This window comes from Luteimonas sp. A534, assembly GCF_054072805.1.
The window spans coordinates 278,696-295,195 of the sequence record NZ_JBSVRR010000003.1; the positions used below are offsets into that span (position 1 = coordinate 278,696).

Sequence of the window (16,500 nt, forward strand, 5' to 3'; positions counted from 1 at the left end):
GTCAGGGCGTGCAGTAGGCCTTGACGGCAGCCTGGGCCAGGTCGAGCTGGGCGCTGCGCTGGTCGGCGTCGAGCACGCTGTCGGGCTTGCCGTCACCGTCGGTGTCCTGCTGGACATCGCCCTCGCCCTGCAGGGCTGCGATGTTGGCGCGCGCGGTCGCACACTGCGGGTTCTCGACCGCGGCCGCAGGCTCGGTGGCCGTCGTGGCGGCCGCCCCGGACGATGTGATCAGGCGGTGCTCGTAGCGGCCCTTGTCCGGAGGCGTCTGCGAGTAGTGGGTGACGCCGCTGGCGTCGGTCCACTGGTAGACCTCGCCCGCGGTCTGCTGTGCGATGGCCGGCGACGCGGCAAACGCCAGGATGGCGGCGAAGACGAAGCGATGCATGCGGAGCTCCTGCCTTTGGGGGGCGTGGGCGCTGATTGCAGCACCGGGGGCAGCCTGGCGCAAGCGCCGGCACGTGGTTCCGTGACCGCGGCGCTGCCTGCGGCAGGCACCACGGCGGCGGGTACACTTGCGGCCATGGACGAGACCAGCCCCAAGGCACGCCGCGGACGCGGCATCTACCTGCTGCCCAACCTGCTCACCACGGGCGGGCTGTTCGCGGGCTTTTTCGCGATCATCGCGGCTACGCAGGGGCGCATCGAAGCCGCCTGCATCGCGATCTTCGTCGCCGCCATCCTCGACGGCCTCGACGGCCGCGTGGCGCGGCTGACCAACACCCAGAGCGAGTTCGGCGTGCAGTACGACTCGCTCGCGGACCTCATCAGCTTCGGCATGGCGCCGGCGCTGGTGATGTACCACTGGTCGCTCGTGGCGATGAAGCTCGACGGCAACACCCTGGGCAAGATCGGCTGGCTGGCGGCGTTCCTCTATGCCGCCTGCGCGGCGCTGCGCCTGGCGCGTTTCAACAGCCAGGTGGGCAAGGTCGACAAGCGCTGGTTCATCGGCCTGGCCAGCCCGGCGGCGGCGGGCGTCATGGCCAGCTCGGTGTGGACCTTGCACAGCCTGGATCTCAGCGGCGAGTCGCTGCGCTACGTGGCGCTGGCGATCACGGTGGTGTCCGGCCTGCTGATGGTCAGCCTGTTCCGCTACACCAGCTTCAAGGGCAGCGGCAGCGGGCCGGGCTCGGACCGGGTGCCGTTCTTCGCGCTGCTGCTGGTGGTGGCGGCGCTGATCGCGCTGTGGATTGATCCGCCCAAGACCCTGCTTGCGGTGCTCGGCGCCTATGCGCTGTCCGGGCCGCTGACCTCGTTGTGGCGGCTGCGCGGTCGCCGCGGGGCGCGGACGGAGTGAGCGCGGTGGCCTGGGATCCCTGGCAGCGCGAGGTGCTGGAGGCGATGGGCCACCGGGTCTATGCGCGTGCGCCGCGCGCGGAAGACGTGGTTCCCGACGATCCGCTGGCGCATGCCCTGCTGCGCGCGGCCGGGCGCAGCGCCGGTTCCGACGACGCTGCGGCGCTGCTGCGCGGCCTGCCGCCGCTGGCCACGCTGCGCACCGATCCGGCCGCCAAGCGCGCGCTGTGGCCGAAGCTGCGCGCCCTGCGCCGCGGGACCCCGCCGGGATGAACGCCGCGGTGGTGGCCGACGCCGGGGAACGGCCGGTCATGCGGCCGATGCGCATCGAGGACCTCGATGCGGTGATGGTGGTCGAGCGCCGCGCCTATCCCTACCCGTGGTCGATCGGCATCTTCCGCGACTGCCTGTTCGCCGGCTATCCGGCCTGGGTGCTGGTCGAGGGCGGCGCCTTCATCGGCCACGGCGTGCTGAGCATCGCCGCCGACGAAGCCCACGTGCTCAATGTCTGCGTCGATCCTGCGCGCCAGGGCCGCGGATACGGCCGCGGCCTGCTGCGGGCGATGATCGATGTCGCGCGCGGGCGCGGCGCCTGCCGCGTGTTCCTCGAGGTGCGGCCCTCGAACCCCGTGGCCGTGGCCCTGTACGAGGACGTGGGCTTCAACGAGATCGGCCGTCGTCCGCGGTATTACCCGACGGACAATGGCCGCGAGGACGCGATCGTGATGGCGATGGAGCTGTTCGCTTCGTGAGGGGGCTGCTTGGCCGGGGCAAAGACAAAGAGCCTTTTTGCCACGGATTTACGCGGATAAGAGCGGATTTGCGCGGATAAAGCAGACGCGGGCAAAGAAAGGGCGTTCATCAGGAAATGCGCTTGCGTGGGTCAGCTGCTCGCGGAGCGCAGCTCGCGAAGAACGATCCGGCTTTTTCTCCAGCCCCCCACGACCTTGCCTCGGCCTGATCCGTGTAAATCCGCTCTTATCCGCGTAAATCCGTGGCAAAAAAAGCTTTTCAAGCCGTGGCGACCATAGCCGCCAGCAGCGAACTTGCGCGCGCGGTCAGAGACGGGCGCGCTGCGCGGCGAGGGCCTCGTGCTGGCCTGTCCAGTCGGCCAGGCGCGTGCGCTCCTGCTCGACCACGGCCGCCGGTGCGTTGGCGACGAAGGATTCGCTGGCGAGCTTACCTTTCGACTTCGCGAGTTCCCCGGCCACGCGCTTGAGCTCCTTGTCCAGGCGCGTGCGCTCCGCGTCGAGGTCGACCAGGCCTTCCAACGGCACGAACAGCTTCAGCTCTCCGACCAGCGCCGCCGCGGCCGGCGGCGGGTCGTCGGTGATGGCTTCGACGCCCTCGATCCTTGTGAGGAAGCCCAGCTGCGTAGCGAAGCGCGCGATGCGGTCGGCATCGTTCGCGCTGCCGCCCGACACCAGCAGGCGCACGGGCTTGCCCGGCGACACGCCAAGCTCGCTGCGGATGCGGCGCAGCGCGGACACCATCGCCTTGAGCCATTCCACGTCGGCGGCGGCCGCGGCGTGGTCCTGCCCGGCGAAGTCCCTAGCCTGCGGATAGCGGCGCGCCATGATGCTGTCGCCTTCGATGCCCAGGCGCGGCGCGACCTGCTGCCACAGCTCCTCGGTGACGAAAGGCACCAGCGGGTGCAGCAGGCACAGCAGGCGTTCGAGCACGTGCAGCAGGGTGTGGCGGGTGCTGGCGGCGGCGGCTGCGTCGTCGCCGTTGAGGGCGGGCTTGGCGAGCTCGACGAACCAGTCGCAGAACTCGTTCCACGCGAACTCGTACAGGCACTGCGAGAGGAGGTCGAAGCGGTAGCTGGCGAAGTGGGATTCGGCCTCGGCGGTGACGGCGGCCAGGCGGGAAAGGATCCACTGCTCCGGTGCAGTGTGCGCTGCGGGCGTGCCGGCCATCGCGTCGGCGCCCTCGGTGTTCATCAGCACGAAGCGGGTGGCGTTCCAGAGCTTGTTGCAGAAGTTCTTGTAGCCCTCGGCGCGGGCGAGGTCGAACTTGATGTCGCGGCCGGGGCCGGCGAGCGCGGCCATGGTGAAGCGCAGGGCGTCGGCGCCGAAGGCGGGGATGCCGTCCGGGAACTCCTTGCGCGTGGCCTTCGCGATCCTGTCGGCCATCTTCGGCTGCATCAGGCCGGCCGTGCGCTTGGCGACCAGGTTGTCGATCGAAATGCCGTCGATGATGTCCAGGGGGTCGAGGATATTGCCCTTCGACTTGGACATCTTCTGGCCGTCCTTGTCGCGCACCAGGCCGGTGATATAGACGTCGCGGAACGGCACCTGGCCGGTCAACCGGTCGGTCATCATGATCATCCGGGCGACCCAGAAGAAAATGATGTCGAAGCCGGTGACCAGCACGCTGGACGGCACGAACCCGTCGAAACCGCGCGTGGCCATGGCGTCCGCGTCGGGCCAGCCCATGGTGCTGAACGGCCACAGGGCCGAGGAGAACCAGGTCTCCAGCACGTCGGAGTCCTGTTCCAGCGGGCCGGTGTAGCCGTCGGCCTCCGCACGCGCGCGCGCCTCGGCCTCGTCGCGGCCGACGTATGCCTTGCCGTTGGCGTCGAACCAGGCCGGAATGCGGTGCCCCCACCAGAGCTGGCGGCTGATGGTCCAGTCCTGGATGTTCTCCATCCAGTGGCGGTAGGTGTTGATCCAGTTCGGCGGCACGAACTTCACCGCGCCCGGCTTTCCATCGACGTTCTCGACCAGCTCCATGCCACGCCGGCCCATCGCGTCCATGCGCACGAACCACTGGTCGGTGAGCCAGGGCTCGATCACCTGGCCGCTGCGGTCGCCGCGCGGCACCTGCAGCTTGTGCGGCTTTGCTTCGATCAGCAGGCCGGCGGCCTCGAGGTCGGCCAGCACCGCGGTGCGCGCATCGTAGCGGTCCAGGCCGAGGTAGCGTTCGGAGATACCGTCGACGTCGGACACGATCCTCGCGTCGGCGGTCAGCACGTTGATCATCGGCAGGCCATGGCGCTGGCCGACGGCGTAGTCGTTGAAGTCATGCGCCGGGGTGACCTTGACCACGCCGGTGCCGAAATCGCGGTCCACGTAGTCGTCGCTGATCAGCGGGATGCGGCGGCCGGTGAGCGGCAGCTCGACGGAGGCACCTTCCAGCGCGGAATAGCGCGCGTCGTCGGGATGCACCATCACCGCGGTGTCGCCGAGCATGGTTTCCGGTCGCGTGGTGGCCACGACCAGGTAGTCGCGCGTCTCGCGCATCGTCTCGTTGCCGTCGGCATCGCGCTCGACGTGTTCGTAGGTCACGCCATTGGCCAGCGGATAGCGGATCGACCACAGGAAGCCGTCCTCCTCCTCGCTCACGACCTCCAGGTCGGACACCGCCGTCTGCAGTACCGGATCCCAGTTGACCAGGCGCTTGCCGCGGTAGACCAGGCCGTCCTCGTGCAGGCGCACGAAGGCCTCGATGACCGCCTTCGACGGCATCGCATCCATGGTGAACACACTGCGAGACCAGTCCCCGGAAGCACCCATGCGACGCATCTGGCGCTCGATGGTGTCGCCCGATTCGGCCTTCCACTCCCAGACCTTGGCGATGAAGCCGTCGCGGCCGAGCGAATCACGGGTCTCGCCGCGGCCCTCGCGGTCGAGGTTGCGCGCCACCACCATCTCGGTGGCGATGCCGGCATGGTCGCTGCCCACCTGCCACAGGGTGCGGAAGCCGCGCATGCGGTGGTAGCGGACGAGCGCGTCCTGCAGCGTGTGCTGGAACGCGTGCCCCATGTGCAGGGTGCCGGTGACGTTGGGCGGCGGCAGCAGGATCGAATACGCCGGGCCATCGCCAGCCGGCGCGAACGCGCCGCTGGATTCCCACTGGGCGTAGAGGCGGGATTCGAAGGACTTCGGGTCGTAGCCGGTGGCGAGGGTCATCGATGGGCTCGGATTCGGGGCAGGACGGGGCAAGCGCCCCGCGTTACATGTCGTACTTGTTCAGCGTGAAGCCGCGCGCCTTGTACTGCTTCCAGCGCTCGCGCAGCGGCTCGCGGGCGGACGGGTCGGCGGGCACCACTTCCAGCACGCGCTGGAACGCGCCCTCGACGGCCGCGTCGCGCAGGTTGAGCACCAGCGGGCGCAGCGGCGCATCGATCTCTGGCGGGGCGATCAGCACATCGGCTTCGTCCTCGCTGCCGTCGCCGTCACCGTCGTCGAAGCCGGTCCCGGCGATCTCGTGCGGGATGAAGGCATCGGGCTCGAAGGACCACAGCAGGTCGTCGAGGCGTTCGGCCTGTTCCATGTCGCGCGCGAGAACCAGCAGCGGCTGGTTCGCAGCGTGCGCTTTCTTCGCCAGCTCGCAGACCAGCAGCAGCGGCTCGTCGCGGAAGCGGGGCTTGGCAATCAAGTAGAAGTCGGCGCGCATGCGGGCTCCCGGTCAACGGCAGGGGCCGGGCGGCTTTCGCGGACGAAAGCCGGTGCCGGCCCCGCGCGGCTTACTGTGCGGTCTGGTCCAGCAGCCACTGCGACAGCAGGCCGACCGGACGGCCGGTGGCCAGCCCGTTCTTGCCGCTGTGGCTGGCGCTGCCGGCGATGTCGAGGTGCGCCCAGCGCTGGCCTTCGGTGAAGCGCGCCAGGAAGCAGCCCGCGGTCACCGCGCCGGCCCAGCGGCCGCCGATGTTGTAGACGTCGGCGAAGCTGGAGTCGAGCATGGTCTGGTACTCGTCCCACAGCGGCAGGCGCCACGCGCGGTCGAAGACCTGCTCACCGGCGGCCAGCAATTCCTGAGACAGGTCGTCGTGCTTGGACATCAGGCCGGTGGCGAAGCTGCCCAGGGCGACCATGCAGGCGCCGGTGAGCGTGGCCACGTCGACCAGGGCCTGCGGCTCGAAGCGCTGCGCATAGGTCAGCGCGTCGCACAGGATCAGGCGGCCCTCGGCGTCGGTGTTGCCGACTTCGATGGTCTTGCCGGACATGCTGGTAATGACGTCCGAGGGGCGGTAGGAATTGCCGTCGATCGCGTTCTCGACCGCCGGCACCACCACCACCAGGTTCACGGCCAGGTCCATGCCGGCCGCCGCGACGAAGGTGCCCATCACCGAGCCGGCGCCGAGCATGTCGTACTTCATCTCCTCGATGCCGCCCTGGGTCTTCAGGTTCACGCCGCCGGTGTCGAAGGTGATGCCCTTGCCGACCAGCACGTAGGGCTTCGAATCGCCGCCGTTGTTCCACTTCAGCACGATGAGCTTCGGCGCGTTGGCCGAGCCGCGGGCGACCGCCAGCAGCGAGCCCATGCCGAGCTTCTCCATGTCCTCGCGCTCAAGCACTTCACAGGAGGCTTTCTCGAAGCGGCCCGCGAATTCCTGTGCCTGGCTGGCCAGGTAGGCCGGGTTGCAGATGTTCGGTGGCAGGTGGCCGAGCTCGCGGGTGAAGGCAACGCCGGCGGCGATGGCCTGGCCCTGGGTCAGCGCGGCAGCGTCGGCACCGGCGATTTCGAGGCGCTCAAGGCCCTTTTCGCTGCGCTTCTTGTTCTTCTCGCCCAGCGTGGCGGTGTAGCGGTAGGCGGCGTGGCCGGCGGCGATGGCGGCCTGGCGGATCGTCCAGGCGGCGTCGCGGCCGGGAACCTCGAGTTCCGACAGGGTCAGCAGGGCGGAGCGCACCGGGCCGGTCTTCAGCGCGCGCACGGCGTCGGCCACGGCCTTGAGGTACTGCGGCACCGCGAACTTGCCGGGATCGCCCAGGCCGACCACCAGCACCCGCGGCGCGGTCACGCCGGCCAGGTCGAGCAGCACCGACGTGCGGCCGGTGGCGCCGTCAACGTCGCCGCGTGCGGCCAGGGCCGTGAGGCGGCCGCCGCTGGCCTCGTCGATGGCGCGGGCGGCGGGCGTCAGGGTCTTGTCGGCATAGGCGCCAACCACCACGCAATCGACGTTGGCGGAGGCGGGGGCGGCGGTGTTGAGGGCGAGTTCGAGGGTCATGGGATCCTGTTCTGGGGTTTGGCGTGAAGTGTTCCTTACAATCCGCGGTCCAGAATGCGGCGATGCGCCGCGGCGCCAGTGTCCCGGCGCGGCCGTAAGCGGTGTATGGACGAACCCCCGATTCTAATGCAAGGCCGCCCCCGGATGCCGAAGCTCGACAGTTACCTGTTCCGCGAATTCACCCAGTCCACCTTCGCGGCCGTCGTGGTCCTGATGATCGTGAGCCTGGGCGGCGTGTTCGCCGAGGTGCTGGGCGACATCGCCCGCGGGCGGGTCCCGGCGGGGCTGATGCTGTCCCAGCTGGGGCTGCAGGTGCTCAATTACCTGCCGCTGATCCTGCCGCTGGGCCTGATGCTGGGGCTGCTGATGGCCGTGGGCCGGCTCTACCGGGACTCCGAAATGCCTGTCCTGGTGGCCACCGGGGTCGGCCCGGGTCGGCTGCTGCGGCCGCTGATGATGCTGGTGTTGCCGGTGGTTGGCTTCATCGGCGCCTGCTCGCTGTGGCTGGGCCCCTGGGCGAATGACTATTCGCAGCGGATGGTGGCCGAGGGCAACCGCAACCTGCTGCTGGCGGGCCTGGAGGCCGGGCGCTTCGTGGAGCTGCCCGGCGGCAGCGGCGTGGTCTACGTCGGCGCGATGTCGGGCGAGGGCTCCGCGCTGGGGCGGGTGTTCGTCTACCGCCAGGACGAGGAGCGCATGGACGTCACCACCGCCCGCACCGGGCTGCTGACCGTGGACGGCGCCGAGCGCTACCTCGACCTGGGCGAGGGCTTCCGCGTGGAAGGCCCGCTGGCCGACACGCTCGACTTCCGGATGATGCGCTACCAGCGCAATGAACTCCGCCTGCCCGATGCGCAGACCCGTCCGGCCGACGAGAACCCCGAGTTCGATTCCACGTTCGCGCTGTTGGGCGACCCGCGGCCCGAAGCGCGCGCGCAGCTGCATTCGCGCATCGCGCCGCCGCTGCTGGCGCTGGCCTTCGCCCTGCTCGCCGTGCCGCTGGCGCGCAGCCCGCCGCGGCAGGCCCGCTACGGGCGGATCGCCCTGGGCTTCCTGGCCTACGTGGTCGGGATCAACCTCATGCTGCTGGGGACCAAGTGGCTGGCCAACGGGGTGATTCCCCTGGGCCTGGGTCTGTGGTGGCTGGTGCTGCCGCTGCTCGGGGTCGGTGCCTGGCTGTACTTCCGCGACGGCCGCGTGGCCGTGCCGCGTCGACGCCGCGTGGCGGAGGCGGCGCGATGATGCCCTTCCCGAAGATCCACGACCTCCACGTCGCCCGCGTGGTGGTGGTCACCGTGCTCCTGGCGTGGACGGTGCTGGTCGGCCTGGACGCGGTGCTGGCGGCGGTGGACCAGATCGACGACATGGGCGAGGGCGACTACGGCTTCGTCAGCGTGCTGACCTACGTGGCGTACACGCTCCCGCGACGCGCCTACACCATGTTCCCGACCGCGGCGGTCATCGGCACGCTGATGGGCCTGGGCCAACTGGCGGCTTCGTCGGAGCTCACCGCGCTGCGGGCGCTGGGCGTGTCCCGGCGCCGGCTGAGCATCTCGGTCGCGGTGCCGCTGGCGGTCCTGACGGCGGTGATGATGCTCAGCGGGGAGACCCTGGGTCCGGCCGCGCAGCGCAGCGCCGATGCCATGAAGGCGGCCGCGCGCTCCAGCGACATGATCGTCGCGCAGTATTCGGGGCTGTGGGCGCGCGAGGGCAATACCTTCCTCAACGCCCGCGACGGCCGCGAGCGCAGCGAAGGCGACCAGGCCTGGCTGGAGCTCAACGATGTGCGCCTGTTTGAATTCGACCGCGACGGGCGGCTGGAATCGATCGCCCAGGCGGGCGTGGCCGAGCACCGGGGCGGCGGCTGGCACCTGCGCGACGTCCGCAGGGTGACTTTCGAAGAGCGCTCGGTGACCGAGATCCACGTCGACGAGGAGCGCTGGGATTCCCAGCTCGATGCCGCCGCGCTGGCGGCCAGTGCCGGGGGCGCCTTCCGCCCGCGCTACATGTCCGCGCGCGACCTGGCCCAGGGCATCGACTACCGGCATCGCAACCGGCTCGATGCCAGCGAGTTCGAGGAACACTACTGGGGCCGCTGGTTCTACCCGGTCAACGTGCTCGCGCTGTGCCTGGCCGCCATGCCCTTTGCGTTCGGCTCCCTGCGCAGCGGCGGACTGGGGCGAAGACTGTTCATCGGCGTGGTGTTCGCGCTGGGGTTCTGGATGCTGCAGAACCAGGTGGCCAAGCTCGCGGCGGTCTACGGCTTCGACTACCGGCTTGCGTACGCGGCGCCGCCGCTGTTGATGCTGACAGTGTCCTGGCTGCTGTTCCGACGGCGCAGTGGCTGACGCCGCGGTTGCGCCGGCGTGCCGTCGCGATGGAGAATCGCGGCCGACGCCGTGGAGTGGTTGGCCCCGATGCCCGCGGCGGGCGTTTGCAAGGGGGGGCACAATCACAGGGAGAGCAAGTAATGCACAGCAAGATGCGAGTGATCGCCGTCGCGGCGGTGATCGTCGGCGCAGGCCTGTTCGTGGCCGGGGACGCCGATGCGCGCCGCGGTTCGAAGGCCAAGGAAGCGCCGGCGTGGATGAACGCCGAAGGTGAAGTGACCGATTCCGCCGCGGTCGAGGCCGGCTACGGCGAGACCGTCACCGGCGTTGGCGACTGGGAGGGCGAGATCACCGGCAAGCCGGCGCCCGGCAGCAAGTTCACCCAGCTGCAGATCGGCATGCCGATGAAGCAGGTGACCGACATCGCCGGCGAACCGACCGACCAGGGTGCCTACGTGACGGGCAAGGCGTTCATCCCGTTCTACTTCGGGTCCGACCGCCACCGCTACGAGTTGGCCTACAAGGGCCAGGGCCGGCTGATCTTCGCCGGCAGGGGCTGGGACACCGGCGGCAACCTCATCTGGATCATCCACAACAAGGACGATTCCGGATATCGCAACTGAGGCCATAGCAGCCTGACCGGGGCCCCGCGCAAGCGGGGCCTTTCCGTTTTCGGCGGCTTGGACCGGCGGTTTGAATATGGCTCCGGCGGCGCCGACAATGGCCGCCCCGCAGACCACCGGCCCTCGCACATGCCCATCCTCCGCATCACCGACCTCGACCTCGCCGGCAAGCGCGTGCTCGTCCGCCAGGACCTCAACGTGCCGGTGGCCGCGGGCCGCGTGACGTCCGACCAGCGCATCCTGGCCTCGTTGCCGACCCTGCGCGCGCTGCTCGACGCCGGCGCGGCGGTGATGGTGATGTCGCACCTCGGCCGTCCCGAGGAAGGAACCTGGAGCGAGGCCGATTCGCTGGCACCGGTCGCGGCGCGGCTGTCGGAGCTGCTCGGCCGCGAGGTCCCGCTGGTCCGTGACTACCTCGACGGCGCCGATGTCGCCCCGGGCCAGCTGGCGCTGCTCGAAAACTGCCGCATGAACATCGGCGAGAAGGCCGACGACGAGGCACTGGCGAAGCGCTATGCCGCCCTGTGCGACGTGTTCGTGATGGACGCCTTCGGCACCGCACACCGCGCCCAGGCCTCGACCCATGGCGTGATCCGCCACGCCGCCCGCGCCGCGGGCGGCCCGCTGCTGATGGCCGAACTCGATGCGCTGGGCAAGGCGCTGAAGGCCCCCGCGCGCCCGCTGCTCGCGATCGTGGCCGGTTCCAAGGTCTCGACCAAGCTCGAGCTGCTGTCGTCGCTGGTGGGCAAGGTCGACCAGCTGATCGTGGGTGGCGGCATCGCCAACACCTTCATCGCCGCCGAAGGCCACGCGGTCGGCACCTCGCTGCACGAGGCCGACCTCATCGATACCGCGAAGCAGATCATGGCCGATGCCCGCGCGCGCGGCGCCGACATCCCGGTGCCGACCGACGTGGTGGTGGCGCCGGCCTTCGCCGCCGACGCCCCGGCGACGGTGAAGGCGGTCGACGCCATCGACGCGGGCGACATGGTGCTCGACATCGGACCGGAGACCGCGGCGCGCTACGCCGCGCTGATCGCGAAGGCCGGCACCGTGGTCTGGAACGGCCCGGTGGGCGTGTTCGAGTTCGACGCCTTCGGCAAGGGCACGGAGACCCTGGCGCGTGCGATCGCCGCGTCTGATGCGTTCTCGATCGCCGGCGGCGGCGACACCCTGGCCGCGGTCGACAAGTACGGCATCGCTGGTGGCGTGTCCTACATTTCCACCGGTGGCGGCGCGTTCCTGGAGTTCCTGGAAGGCAAGACGCTGCCGGCGGTGGCGGCGCTGGAGCAGCGCGGCGGCTGAGGCGGACGGCGGGCCGCCGTTCGCCATGCGGCTCGGCTAGCATTGGGGCGCGTTCCCCGATCCGCTCCCACGAGACCCGCATGTCCGAATACCGCCGCGGTACCCGCATCCTCGCCACCCTCGGTCCGGCGACGGATGCGCCCGGAGTGCTCGACGCGCTGGTGCGCGCGGGCGTCAACGCGGTGCGGCTGAACCTGTCGCACGGCGAGCCGGCCGACCACGTCCGTCGCGCGCAGGAAATCCGAGACGCCGCGCGCCGGGCCGGGGTCGAGGTCGGCATCCTCGCCGACCTGCCGGGCCCGAAGATCCGCATCGACCGCTTCGCCGGAGGGCGCGTGCAGCTGCGCGCCGGCGAGCGCTTCGACCTCCACGCCCGCGCGGATGCCGCGCCGGGCGATGTGCATGGCGTCGGCGTGAGCTATCTCGGCCTGCCCGGTGATGTCGCCGAGGGCGACGTGCTGCTGCTCGACGACGGCATGGTGCAGCTGGGCGTGCTGGGGGTCGAGGGCGACACCATCGCCACCACCGTGCTCAACGACGGCGTGCTCTCCGACCGCAAGGGCCTCAACAAGCAGGGCGGCGGGCTGTCGCTGGGCGCGATCACCGACCACGACCGCGAGCTGATCGGCGTAGCCGCGGCGATCGGCGCCGACTTCATCGCGGTGTCGTTCTGCCGCAATGCCGAAGACATGCACGAGGCGCGTCGGATCGCGGAGGCCCACGGCAGCAATGCCGCCCTGGTGTCGAAGATCGAGCGCGCCGAGGCGATCGAGAACCTGGCCGAAATCATCGAGGCCAGCGACGTGGTGATGGTCGCCCGTGGCGACCTTGGCGTGGAGATCGGCGATGCGGAGCTTCCCGGGCTGCAGAAGAAGATCATCCGCGAGACCCTGGCTCGGCAGCGCGTGGTGATCACCGCCACGCAGATGCTGCAGTCGATGGTCGAGAGCCCGATGCCCACCCGCGCCGAGGTGCTCGACGTCGCCAACGCGGTGATCGACGGCACTGACGCGGTGATGCTGTCGGCCGAGACCGCGGCCGGCGCCTATCCGGTGAAGGCAGTGGAGGCGATGGCGCGCATCTGCGTCGGCGCCGAGAAGCAGTTCGAGCACGACACCGACTTCGAGCAGGCCCAGCGCGGCCTGCAGCGCGCCGACCAGGCGATCGCCATGGGCGCGATGTTCCTCAGCGAGCACATCGGCGTGGCGGCGATCGTGGCGATGACCGAGTCCGGCGGCACCGCTCGCTTCCTGTCGCGCTTCCGCTCCAGCGCGCCCATCTACGCCTTCTCGCGCCATGCCGATGCCCGCCGGCGCATGAGCCTGATGCGCGACGTGTTCCCGATGGCGCACGACAGCCGCGGCCAGAGCGCGCGCCAGGCCGCGCACGACGCCATGGGCCTGCTGGTGGCGGCCGGCCTGCTGTCGGCCGGGGACCGGGTGGTGTTCACCAGCGGGGAAACCATGGAAACCCACGGCGCGACCAATACGCTGCGCCTGCTGCAGGTGGGCGCCGACGGCGCCGCCCAGGGTCTCGGGACGCTCTGACCGCTCCCACAACAGCAGGCCTGGGGGTGGCTCCCTGCAAGGGCCGCCACCTGGGCAAACGGCTATACTGGGCGGCCCCGTCGCCAGCCCGGAGTTCCACAAGAATGAGCATCGAACAGCTTGCCGAGACCGCCCTCGCCATGGTTGCCCCGGGCAAGGGCATCATCGCGATCGACGAATCCACCGGCACGATCGCCAAGCGTTTCGCCGGCGTCGGCATCGAGAATACCGAGGAGAACCGCCGCGCCTACCGCGAGCTGCTCCTGACCACGCCGAACCTGTCCGACCACATCAGCGGCGCGATCCTGTTCGACGAGACCCTGCGCCAGAAGACGAAGGACGGCGTGCCCTTCGCGCAGTACATGTCCGACAACGGCATGATCCCGGGCATCAAGGTCGACAAGGGCACCCATGCCCTGGCCGGTTTCCCGGGCGAAGTGGTCACCGAAGGCCTCGACGGTCTGCGCGCGCGCCTCGAGGAGTACTACAAGCTCGGCGCCCGCTTCGCCAAGTGGCGCGCGGTGATCAACATCGGCGAGGACGTGCCCTCGGGCACCTGCATCGAGGCCAATGCCCACGCGCTGGCGCGCTACGCCGCGCTGTGCCAGGAGCAGGGCCTGGTGCCGATGGTCGAGCCCGAGGTGCTGATCGACGGCGACCACGACATCGACACCTGCTTCGAAGTCTCCGAGGTCACCCTGCGTGCGCTGTTCGATGCCCTGTACAACCAGAACGTGGCGCTCGAGGGCACGATCCTGAAGGCCTCGATGGTGCTGCCTGGCAAGGACAGCGACGACACCACCAGCGTCGAGGAAGTGGCCGAAGCCACCCTGATGTGCCTGAAGTCGTCCGTGCCGGCGATCCTCCCGGGCATCGTGTTCCTGTCCGGCGGCCAGTCCGACGATGACGCCACCGCGCATCTGGACGCCATGAACCGCATGGGCCCGAACCCGTGGCCGCTGTCGTTCTCCTACGGCCGCGCGATGCAGTCGGCCGCGCTGAAGCTGTGGTCGCAGGACCTGGTCAACAACTACGACAAGGCGCAGGCGACGGTGTTCGAGCGCGCCAAGGCCAACGGCCTGGCGGCCCTGGGGCAGTGGACCCGCGGCTGAGTGTTGCAGCGGCTGTCGCCGCGATTCCATGAAAAAGGGCGGCCCCAGGCCGCCCTTTTTCGTTGGACTACAGGGGCGGTCAGGGCAAGCCGGCCAACCATTCGTCATCACTCCCGTCGGACACGCCCTCGAACAGCGGCGTCGAGAAGTAGCGTTCGCCGGTATCGGGCAGCATCGCCAGGATCACCGCGCCGTCCTTCGCGCCCTTCGCCACCTCCAGCGCCGCCGCGACGGTGGCGCCGGCCGAGATCCCGACGAAGATGCCTTCCTCCGCCGCCAGCCTGCGCGCGGTGGCGATGGCCACGTCGTCCGCCACCGACAGCACGCGGTCGGCGATGTCGCGGTTGAGCACGTCGGGCACGAAGTCCGGGGTCCAGCCCTGGATCTTGTGCGGCGTGAATTCCGCGCCCTGCAGCAGCGCCGCCACGGCCGGCTCCGCCGCCACGACCTCGACTTCGGGACGCGCCAGCTTGAGCATCTCGCCGACGCCGGTGAGGGTGCCGCCGGTGCCCCAGCCGGTGACGAAGTGGTCGAGCCGGCGGCCGGCGAAGTCCTGCAGGATCTCCGCGGCCGTGGTGTTGCGGTGGTACGCCGGATTGGCCGGGTTGGCGAACTGGCTGGCGAGGAACCAACCGTGCTCGTCGGCGAGTTCCTTCGCCCTGCGCACCATGCCGGTGCCGCGCTCGGCGGCGGGGGTCAGGATCACCCGCGCGCCGTAGGCACGCATCAGCTTGCGGCGTTCGACCGAGAAGCTTTCGGCCATCGTCGCCACGAAGGGATAGCCGCGCGCGGCGCAGATCATGGCCAGGGCGACGCCGGTGTTGCCCGAGGTCGCCTCGACTACGGTGTCACCGGGCTTCAGTACGCCGCGCTGCTCGGCGTCGAGGATGATGGCCAGTGCGAGACGGTCCTTGACCGAGCCGCCGGGGTTGAAGGATTCGACCTTGGCGTACAGCGCCACGCCGTCGGGCGCGAGGCGGTTCAGGCGCACGATGGGCGTGCGGCCGATGGTGTCGAGGATGCTTTCGTGGATCATGGCGTCGTCCTGCGTGAGTGGAGGGGACGTGCCGCCGGCCCGGGCCGCGGCGGGACCCAGAGTGCGCCGTAACGCACGAAGGCGCCACAGGTTGACCGGAACGCCGTATTCCACGCCCGGGCCTCATGGCATACGTCGTCGACACGGGGTGTCGATAGAATCGACCGCTTCATCTTCCCGTCGCCCCCGCAGAACATGTCCGAAGCCTCCACCCCTGTCCCCAGCCCCAGCCTCCGGGCCTGCTGCGCCGCCGTGCTCGCCCTGGTCCTCGCGGCCTGCGGGGCCGAGGGCGATGCGGGCGGCCGGGGCGGTCCGGCGCCGGCGGTGGTGACCACGGCCGCGGTCGCGGTGCAGCCGTTCAACGACCGCATCCGCGCGCTGGGCACGGTGAAGGCGCGGGAGTCGGTGGAGGTCACGGCCAAGGTCAGCGAGATCGTCGAGCGCGTGCACTTCGACAGCGGCGACATCGCCGTTGCCGGCGCCCCGCTGGTCACCCTGAGCGGCCAGCAGCAGCAGGCCTCGCTCGCGGCGGCGCGTGCCACGGCCAACGAGGCTGACAGCCTGCTCAAGCGGCAGCAGGAGCTGGCCGCGCAGCAGCTGATCGCACGCGCCACGCTCGATACCCAGCGTGCGACGCGTGACAGCGCCCTGGCGCAGGTGCGGCAGATCGAGGCCAACCTGGCTGACCGCGTGATCCGCGCGCCCTTCGCCGGCGTGCTCGGCATCCGCCAGGTCAGCCCGGGCACGTTGATCACGCCCGGCACCGTGATCGCCACGCTCGACGACCTGTCCTCGGTGTACGTCGATTTCCCGGTGCCCGAGGCGCACCTGGCGCACGTCGCCGATGGCCAGCGCATCACCGGCACCAGCACCGCCTGGCGCGGCCGCGGCTTCGAGGGCGTGGTCAGCAACGTCGGTTCGCGCGTAGACCCGACCAGCCGTGCCTTCAGCGTGCGCGCCGATTTCGCCAATCCCGAGCGCCTGCTGCGCCCGGGCATGCTGATGCAGATCGAACTCGAGCGCGCCGAGCGCGAGGCCCTGCTGGTGCCGGAGATCGCCGTGGTCCAGGTGGGTCGCGAATCCTTCGTGTACCGGGTCCGGCCGGACGACACGGTCGAGCAGGTCGTGGTCGGCCTCGGTTCGCGCGCGGCCGGCATGGCCGAGATCGTGGCGGGCATCGAGCCCGGCGACCGCATCGTGATCGACGGCACCGGCAAGCTGCGCGACGGCAGCCCGATCGTCGAGGCCGGGCCGGGCGTCGTCGATACCGACGAGGCCGCCGCACCCGGCGAGGGCTGAGC

General features: G+C 70.2%; 15 protein-coding genes. 10 read left to right on the forward strand and 5 right to left on the reverse strand.

What is annotated here, in order from left to right; genetic code table 11:
• Window position 1: 1 nt before the first annotated feature.
• A complete protein-coding gene (locus ACW5F0_RS09495; RefSeq protein WP_456963692.1) occupies window positions 2–385 on the reverse strand; it encodes a DUF4124 domain-containing protein in 384 nt (127 codons plus the stop codon).
• Window positions 386–520: 135 nt separating this feature from the next.
• Here ACW5F0_RS09495 and pssA point away from each other — a divergent pair, with 135 nt between their 5' ends.
• The 3 genes from pssA to rimI are packed head-to-tail and all read left to right on the forward strand — an operon-like array spanning window position 521 to window position 2,045.
• On the forward strand, window positions 521–1,294 hold the full coding sequence (pssA, locus tag ACW5F0_RS09500) for a CDP-diacylglycerol--serine O-phosphatidyltransferase (RefSeq protein ID WP_456963693.1): 774 nt from the start codon (window positions 521–523) through the stop codon (window positions 1,292–1,294).
• Between the two features lie 5 nt (window positions 1,295–1,299).
• Window positions 1,300–1,566 (forward strand): hypothetical protein, encoded by a 267-nt coding sequence (locus ACW5F0_RS09505; protein ID WP_456963694.1) that lies wholly within the window; start codon window positions 1,300–1,302, stop codon window positions 1,564–1,566.
• Complete coding sequence (gene rimI / locus ACW5F0_RS09510) at window positions 1,563–2,045, forward strand: ribosomal protein S18-alanine N-acetyltransferase (protein ID WP_456999623.1); 483 nt, start codon at window positions 1,563–1,565, stop codon at window positions 2,043–2,045. Before ACW5F0_RS09505 ends, rimI begins: the two co-directional genes overlap by 4 nt.
• A gap of 306 nt (window positions 2,046–2,351) precedes the next feature.
• Here rimI and ACW5F0_RS09515 read toward each other — a convergent pair whose 3' ends face one another.
• The 3 genes from ACW5F0_RS09515 to ACW5F0_RS09525 form a co-directional block, all read right to left on the reverse strand.
• Window positions 2,352–5,207, reverse strand: a complete 2,856-nt coding sequence (locus tag ACW5F0_RS09515; RefSeq protein ID WP_456999624.1) for a valine--tRNA ligase — start codon at window positions 5,205–5,207, stop codon at window positions 2,352–2,354.
• A gap of 43 nt (window positions 5,208–5,250) precedes the next feature.
• The gene (locus ACW5F0_RS09520) at window positions 5,251–5,694 is read right to left on the reverse strand and encodes a DNA polymerase III subunit chi (RefSeq protein WP_456963697.1); all 444 of its coding nucleotides are present in this window, start codon (window positions 5,692–5,694) and stop codon (window positions 5,251–5,253) included.
• A gap of 70 nt (window positions 5,695–5,764) precedes the next feature.
• Complete coding sequence (locus ACW5F0_RS09525) at window positions 5,765–7,246, reverse strand: leucyl aminopeptidase (RefSeq protein ID WP_456999625.1); 1,482 nt, start codon at window positions 7,244–7,246, stop codon at window positions 5,765–5,767.
• Window positions 7,247–7,390: 144 nt separating this feature from the next.
• Here ACW5F0_RS09525 and lptF point away from each other — a divergent pair, with 144 nt between their 5' ends.
• The 6 genes from lptF to ACW5F0_RS09555 all read left to right on the forward strand — a co-directional run bounded on the left by lptF (window position 7,391) and on the right by ACW5F0_RS09555 (window position 14,163).
• The gene (gene lptF / locus ACW5F0_RS09530) at window positions 7,391–8,488 is read left to right on the forward strand and encodes an LPS export ABC transporter permease LptF (protein ID WP_456963699.1); all 1,098 of its coding nucleotides are present in this window, start codon (window positions 7,391–7,393) and stop codon (window positions 8,486–8,488) included.
• The gene (gene lptG / locus ACW5F0_RS09535; protein WP_456999626.1) at window positions 8,485–9,594 is read left to right on the forward strand and encodes an LPS export ABC transporter permease LptG; all 1,110 of its coding nucleotides are present in this window, start codon (window positions 8,485–8,487) and stop codon (window positions 9,592–9,594) included. The genes lptF and lptG overlap by 4 nt, the downstream gene beginning before the upstream one ends.
• Window positions 9,595–9,770: 176 nt before the next feature.
• A complete protein-coding gene (locus ACW5F0_RS09540) occupies window positions 9,771–10,199 on the forward strand; it encodes a hypothetical protein (RefSeq protein ID WP_456965201.1) in 429 nt (142 codons plus the stop codon).
• 129 nt (window positions 10,200–10,328) lie between these two features.
• A complete protein-coding gene (locus ACW5F0_RS09545) occupies window positions 10,329–11,504 on the forward strand; it encodes a phosphoglycerate kinase (RefSeq protein ID WP_456999627.1) in 1,176 nt (391 codons plus the stop codon).
• Between the two features lie 80 nt (window positions 11,505–11,584).
• A complete protein-coding gene (gene pyk / locus ACW5F0_RS09550) occupies window positions 11,585–13,051 on the forward strand; it encodes a pyruvate kinase (RefSeq protein ID WP_456963702.1) in 1,467 nt (488 codons plus the stop codon).
• Window positions 13,052–13,155: 104 nt separating this feature from the next.
• Window positions 13,156–14,163 carry a class I fructose-bisphosphate aldolase gene (locus ACW5F0_RS09555; protein ID WP_456963703.1) on the forward strand — a complete coding sequence of 336 codons (1,008 nt, stop codon included), beginning with the start codon at window positions 13,156–13,158 and terminating at the stop codon, window positions 14,161–14,163.
• A gap of 79 nt (window positions 14,164–14,242) precedes the next feature.
• Here ACW5F0_RS09555 and cysK read toward each other — a convergent pair whose 3' ends face one another.
• Entirely contained in the window at window positions 14,243–15,199 is a 957-nt protein-coding gene (gene cysK / locus ACW5F0_RS09560; RefSeq protein ID WP_456963704.1) for a cysteine synthase A, read from the reverse strand.
• A gap of 195 nt (window positions 15,200–15,394) precedes the next feature.
• Between cysK and ACW5F0_RS09565 the strand changes: the two genes are divergently transcribed.
• Window positions 15,395–16,498: an efflux RND transporter periplasmic adaptor subunit gene (locus ACW5F0_RS09565; RefSeq protein ID WP_456963705.1), complete on the forward strand. Its 1,104-nt coding sequence runs from the start codon at window positions 15,395–15,397 to the stop codon at window positions 16,496–16,498.
• Window positions 16,499–16,500: the final 2 nt, after the last annotated feature.

What these genes read in the sequence shown, in the direction of transcription:
- ACW5F0_RS09495 (WP_456963692.1), bottom strand. Translation starts at nt 385, where the DNA reads ATGCATCGCTTCGTCTTCGCCGCCATCCTGGCGTTTGCCGCGTCGCCG.
- pssA (WP_456963693.1), top strand. Translation starts at nt 521, where the DNA reads ATGGACGAGACCAGCCCCAAGGCACGCCGCGGACGCGGCATCTACCTG.
- rimI (WP_456999623.1), top strand. Translation starts at nt 1,563, where the DNA reads ATGAACGCCGCGGTGGTGGCCGACGCCGGGGAACGGCCGGTCATGCGG.
- ACW5F0_RS09515 (WP_456999624.1), bottom strand. Translation starts at nt 5,207, where the DNA reads ATGACCCTCGCCACCGGCTACGACCCGAAGTCCTTCGAATCCCGCCTC.
- ACW5F0_RS09520 (WP_456963697.1), bottom strand. Translation starts at nt 5,694, where the DNA reads ATGCGCGCCGACTTCTACTTGATTGCCAAGCCCCGCTTCCGCGACGAG.
- ACW5F0_RS09525 (WP_456999625.1), bottom strand. Translation starts at nt 7,246, where the DNA reads ATGACCCTCGAACTCGCCCTCAACACCGCCGCCCCCGCCTCCGCCAAC.
- lptF (WP_456963699.1), top strand. Translation starts at nt 7,391, where the DNA reads ATGCCGAAGCTCGACAGTTACCTGTTCCGCGAATTCACCCAGTCCACC.
- lptG (WP_456999626.1), top strand. Translation starts at nt 8,485, where the DNA reads ATGATGCCCTTCCCGAAGATCCACGACCTCCACGTCGCCCGCGTGGTG.
- ACW5F0_RS09545 (WP_456999627.1), top strand. Translation starts at nt 10,329, where the DNA reads ATGCCCATCCTCCGCATCACCGACCTCGACCTCGCCGGCAAGCGCGTG.
- pyk (WP_456963702.1), top strand. Translation starts at nt 11,585, where the DNA reads ATGTCCGAATACCGCCGCGGTACCCGCATCCTCGCCACCCTCGGTCCG.
- ACW5F0_RS09555 (WP_456963703.1), top strand. Translation starts at nt 13,156, where the DNA reads ATGAGCATCGAACAGCTTGCCGAGACCGCCCTCGCCATGGTTGCCCCG.
- cysK (WP_456963704.1), bottom strand. Translation starts at nt 15,199, where the DNA reads ATGATCCACGAAAGCATCCTCGACACCATCGGCCGCACGCCCATCGTG.
- ACW5F0_RS09565 (WP_456963705.1), top strand. Translation starts at nt 15,395, where the DNA reads ATGTCCGAAGCCTCCACCCCTGTCCCCAGCCCCAGCCTCCGGGCCTGC.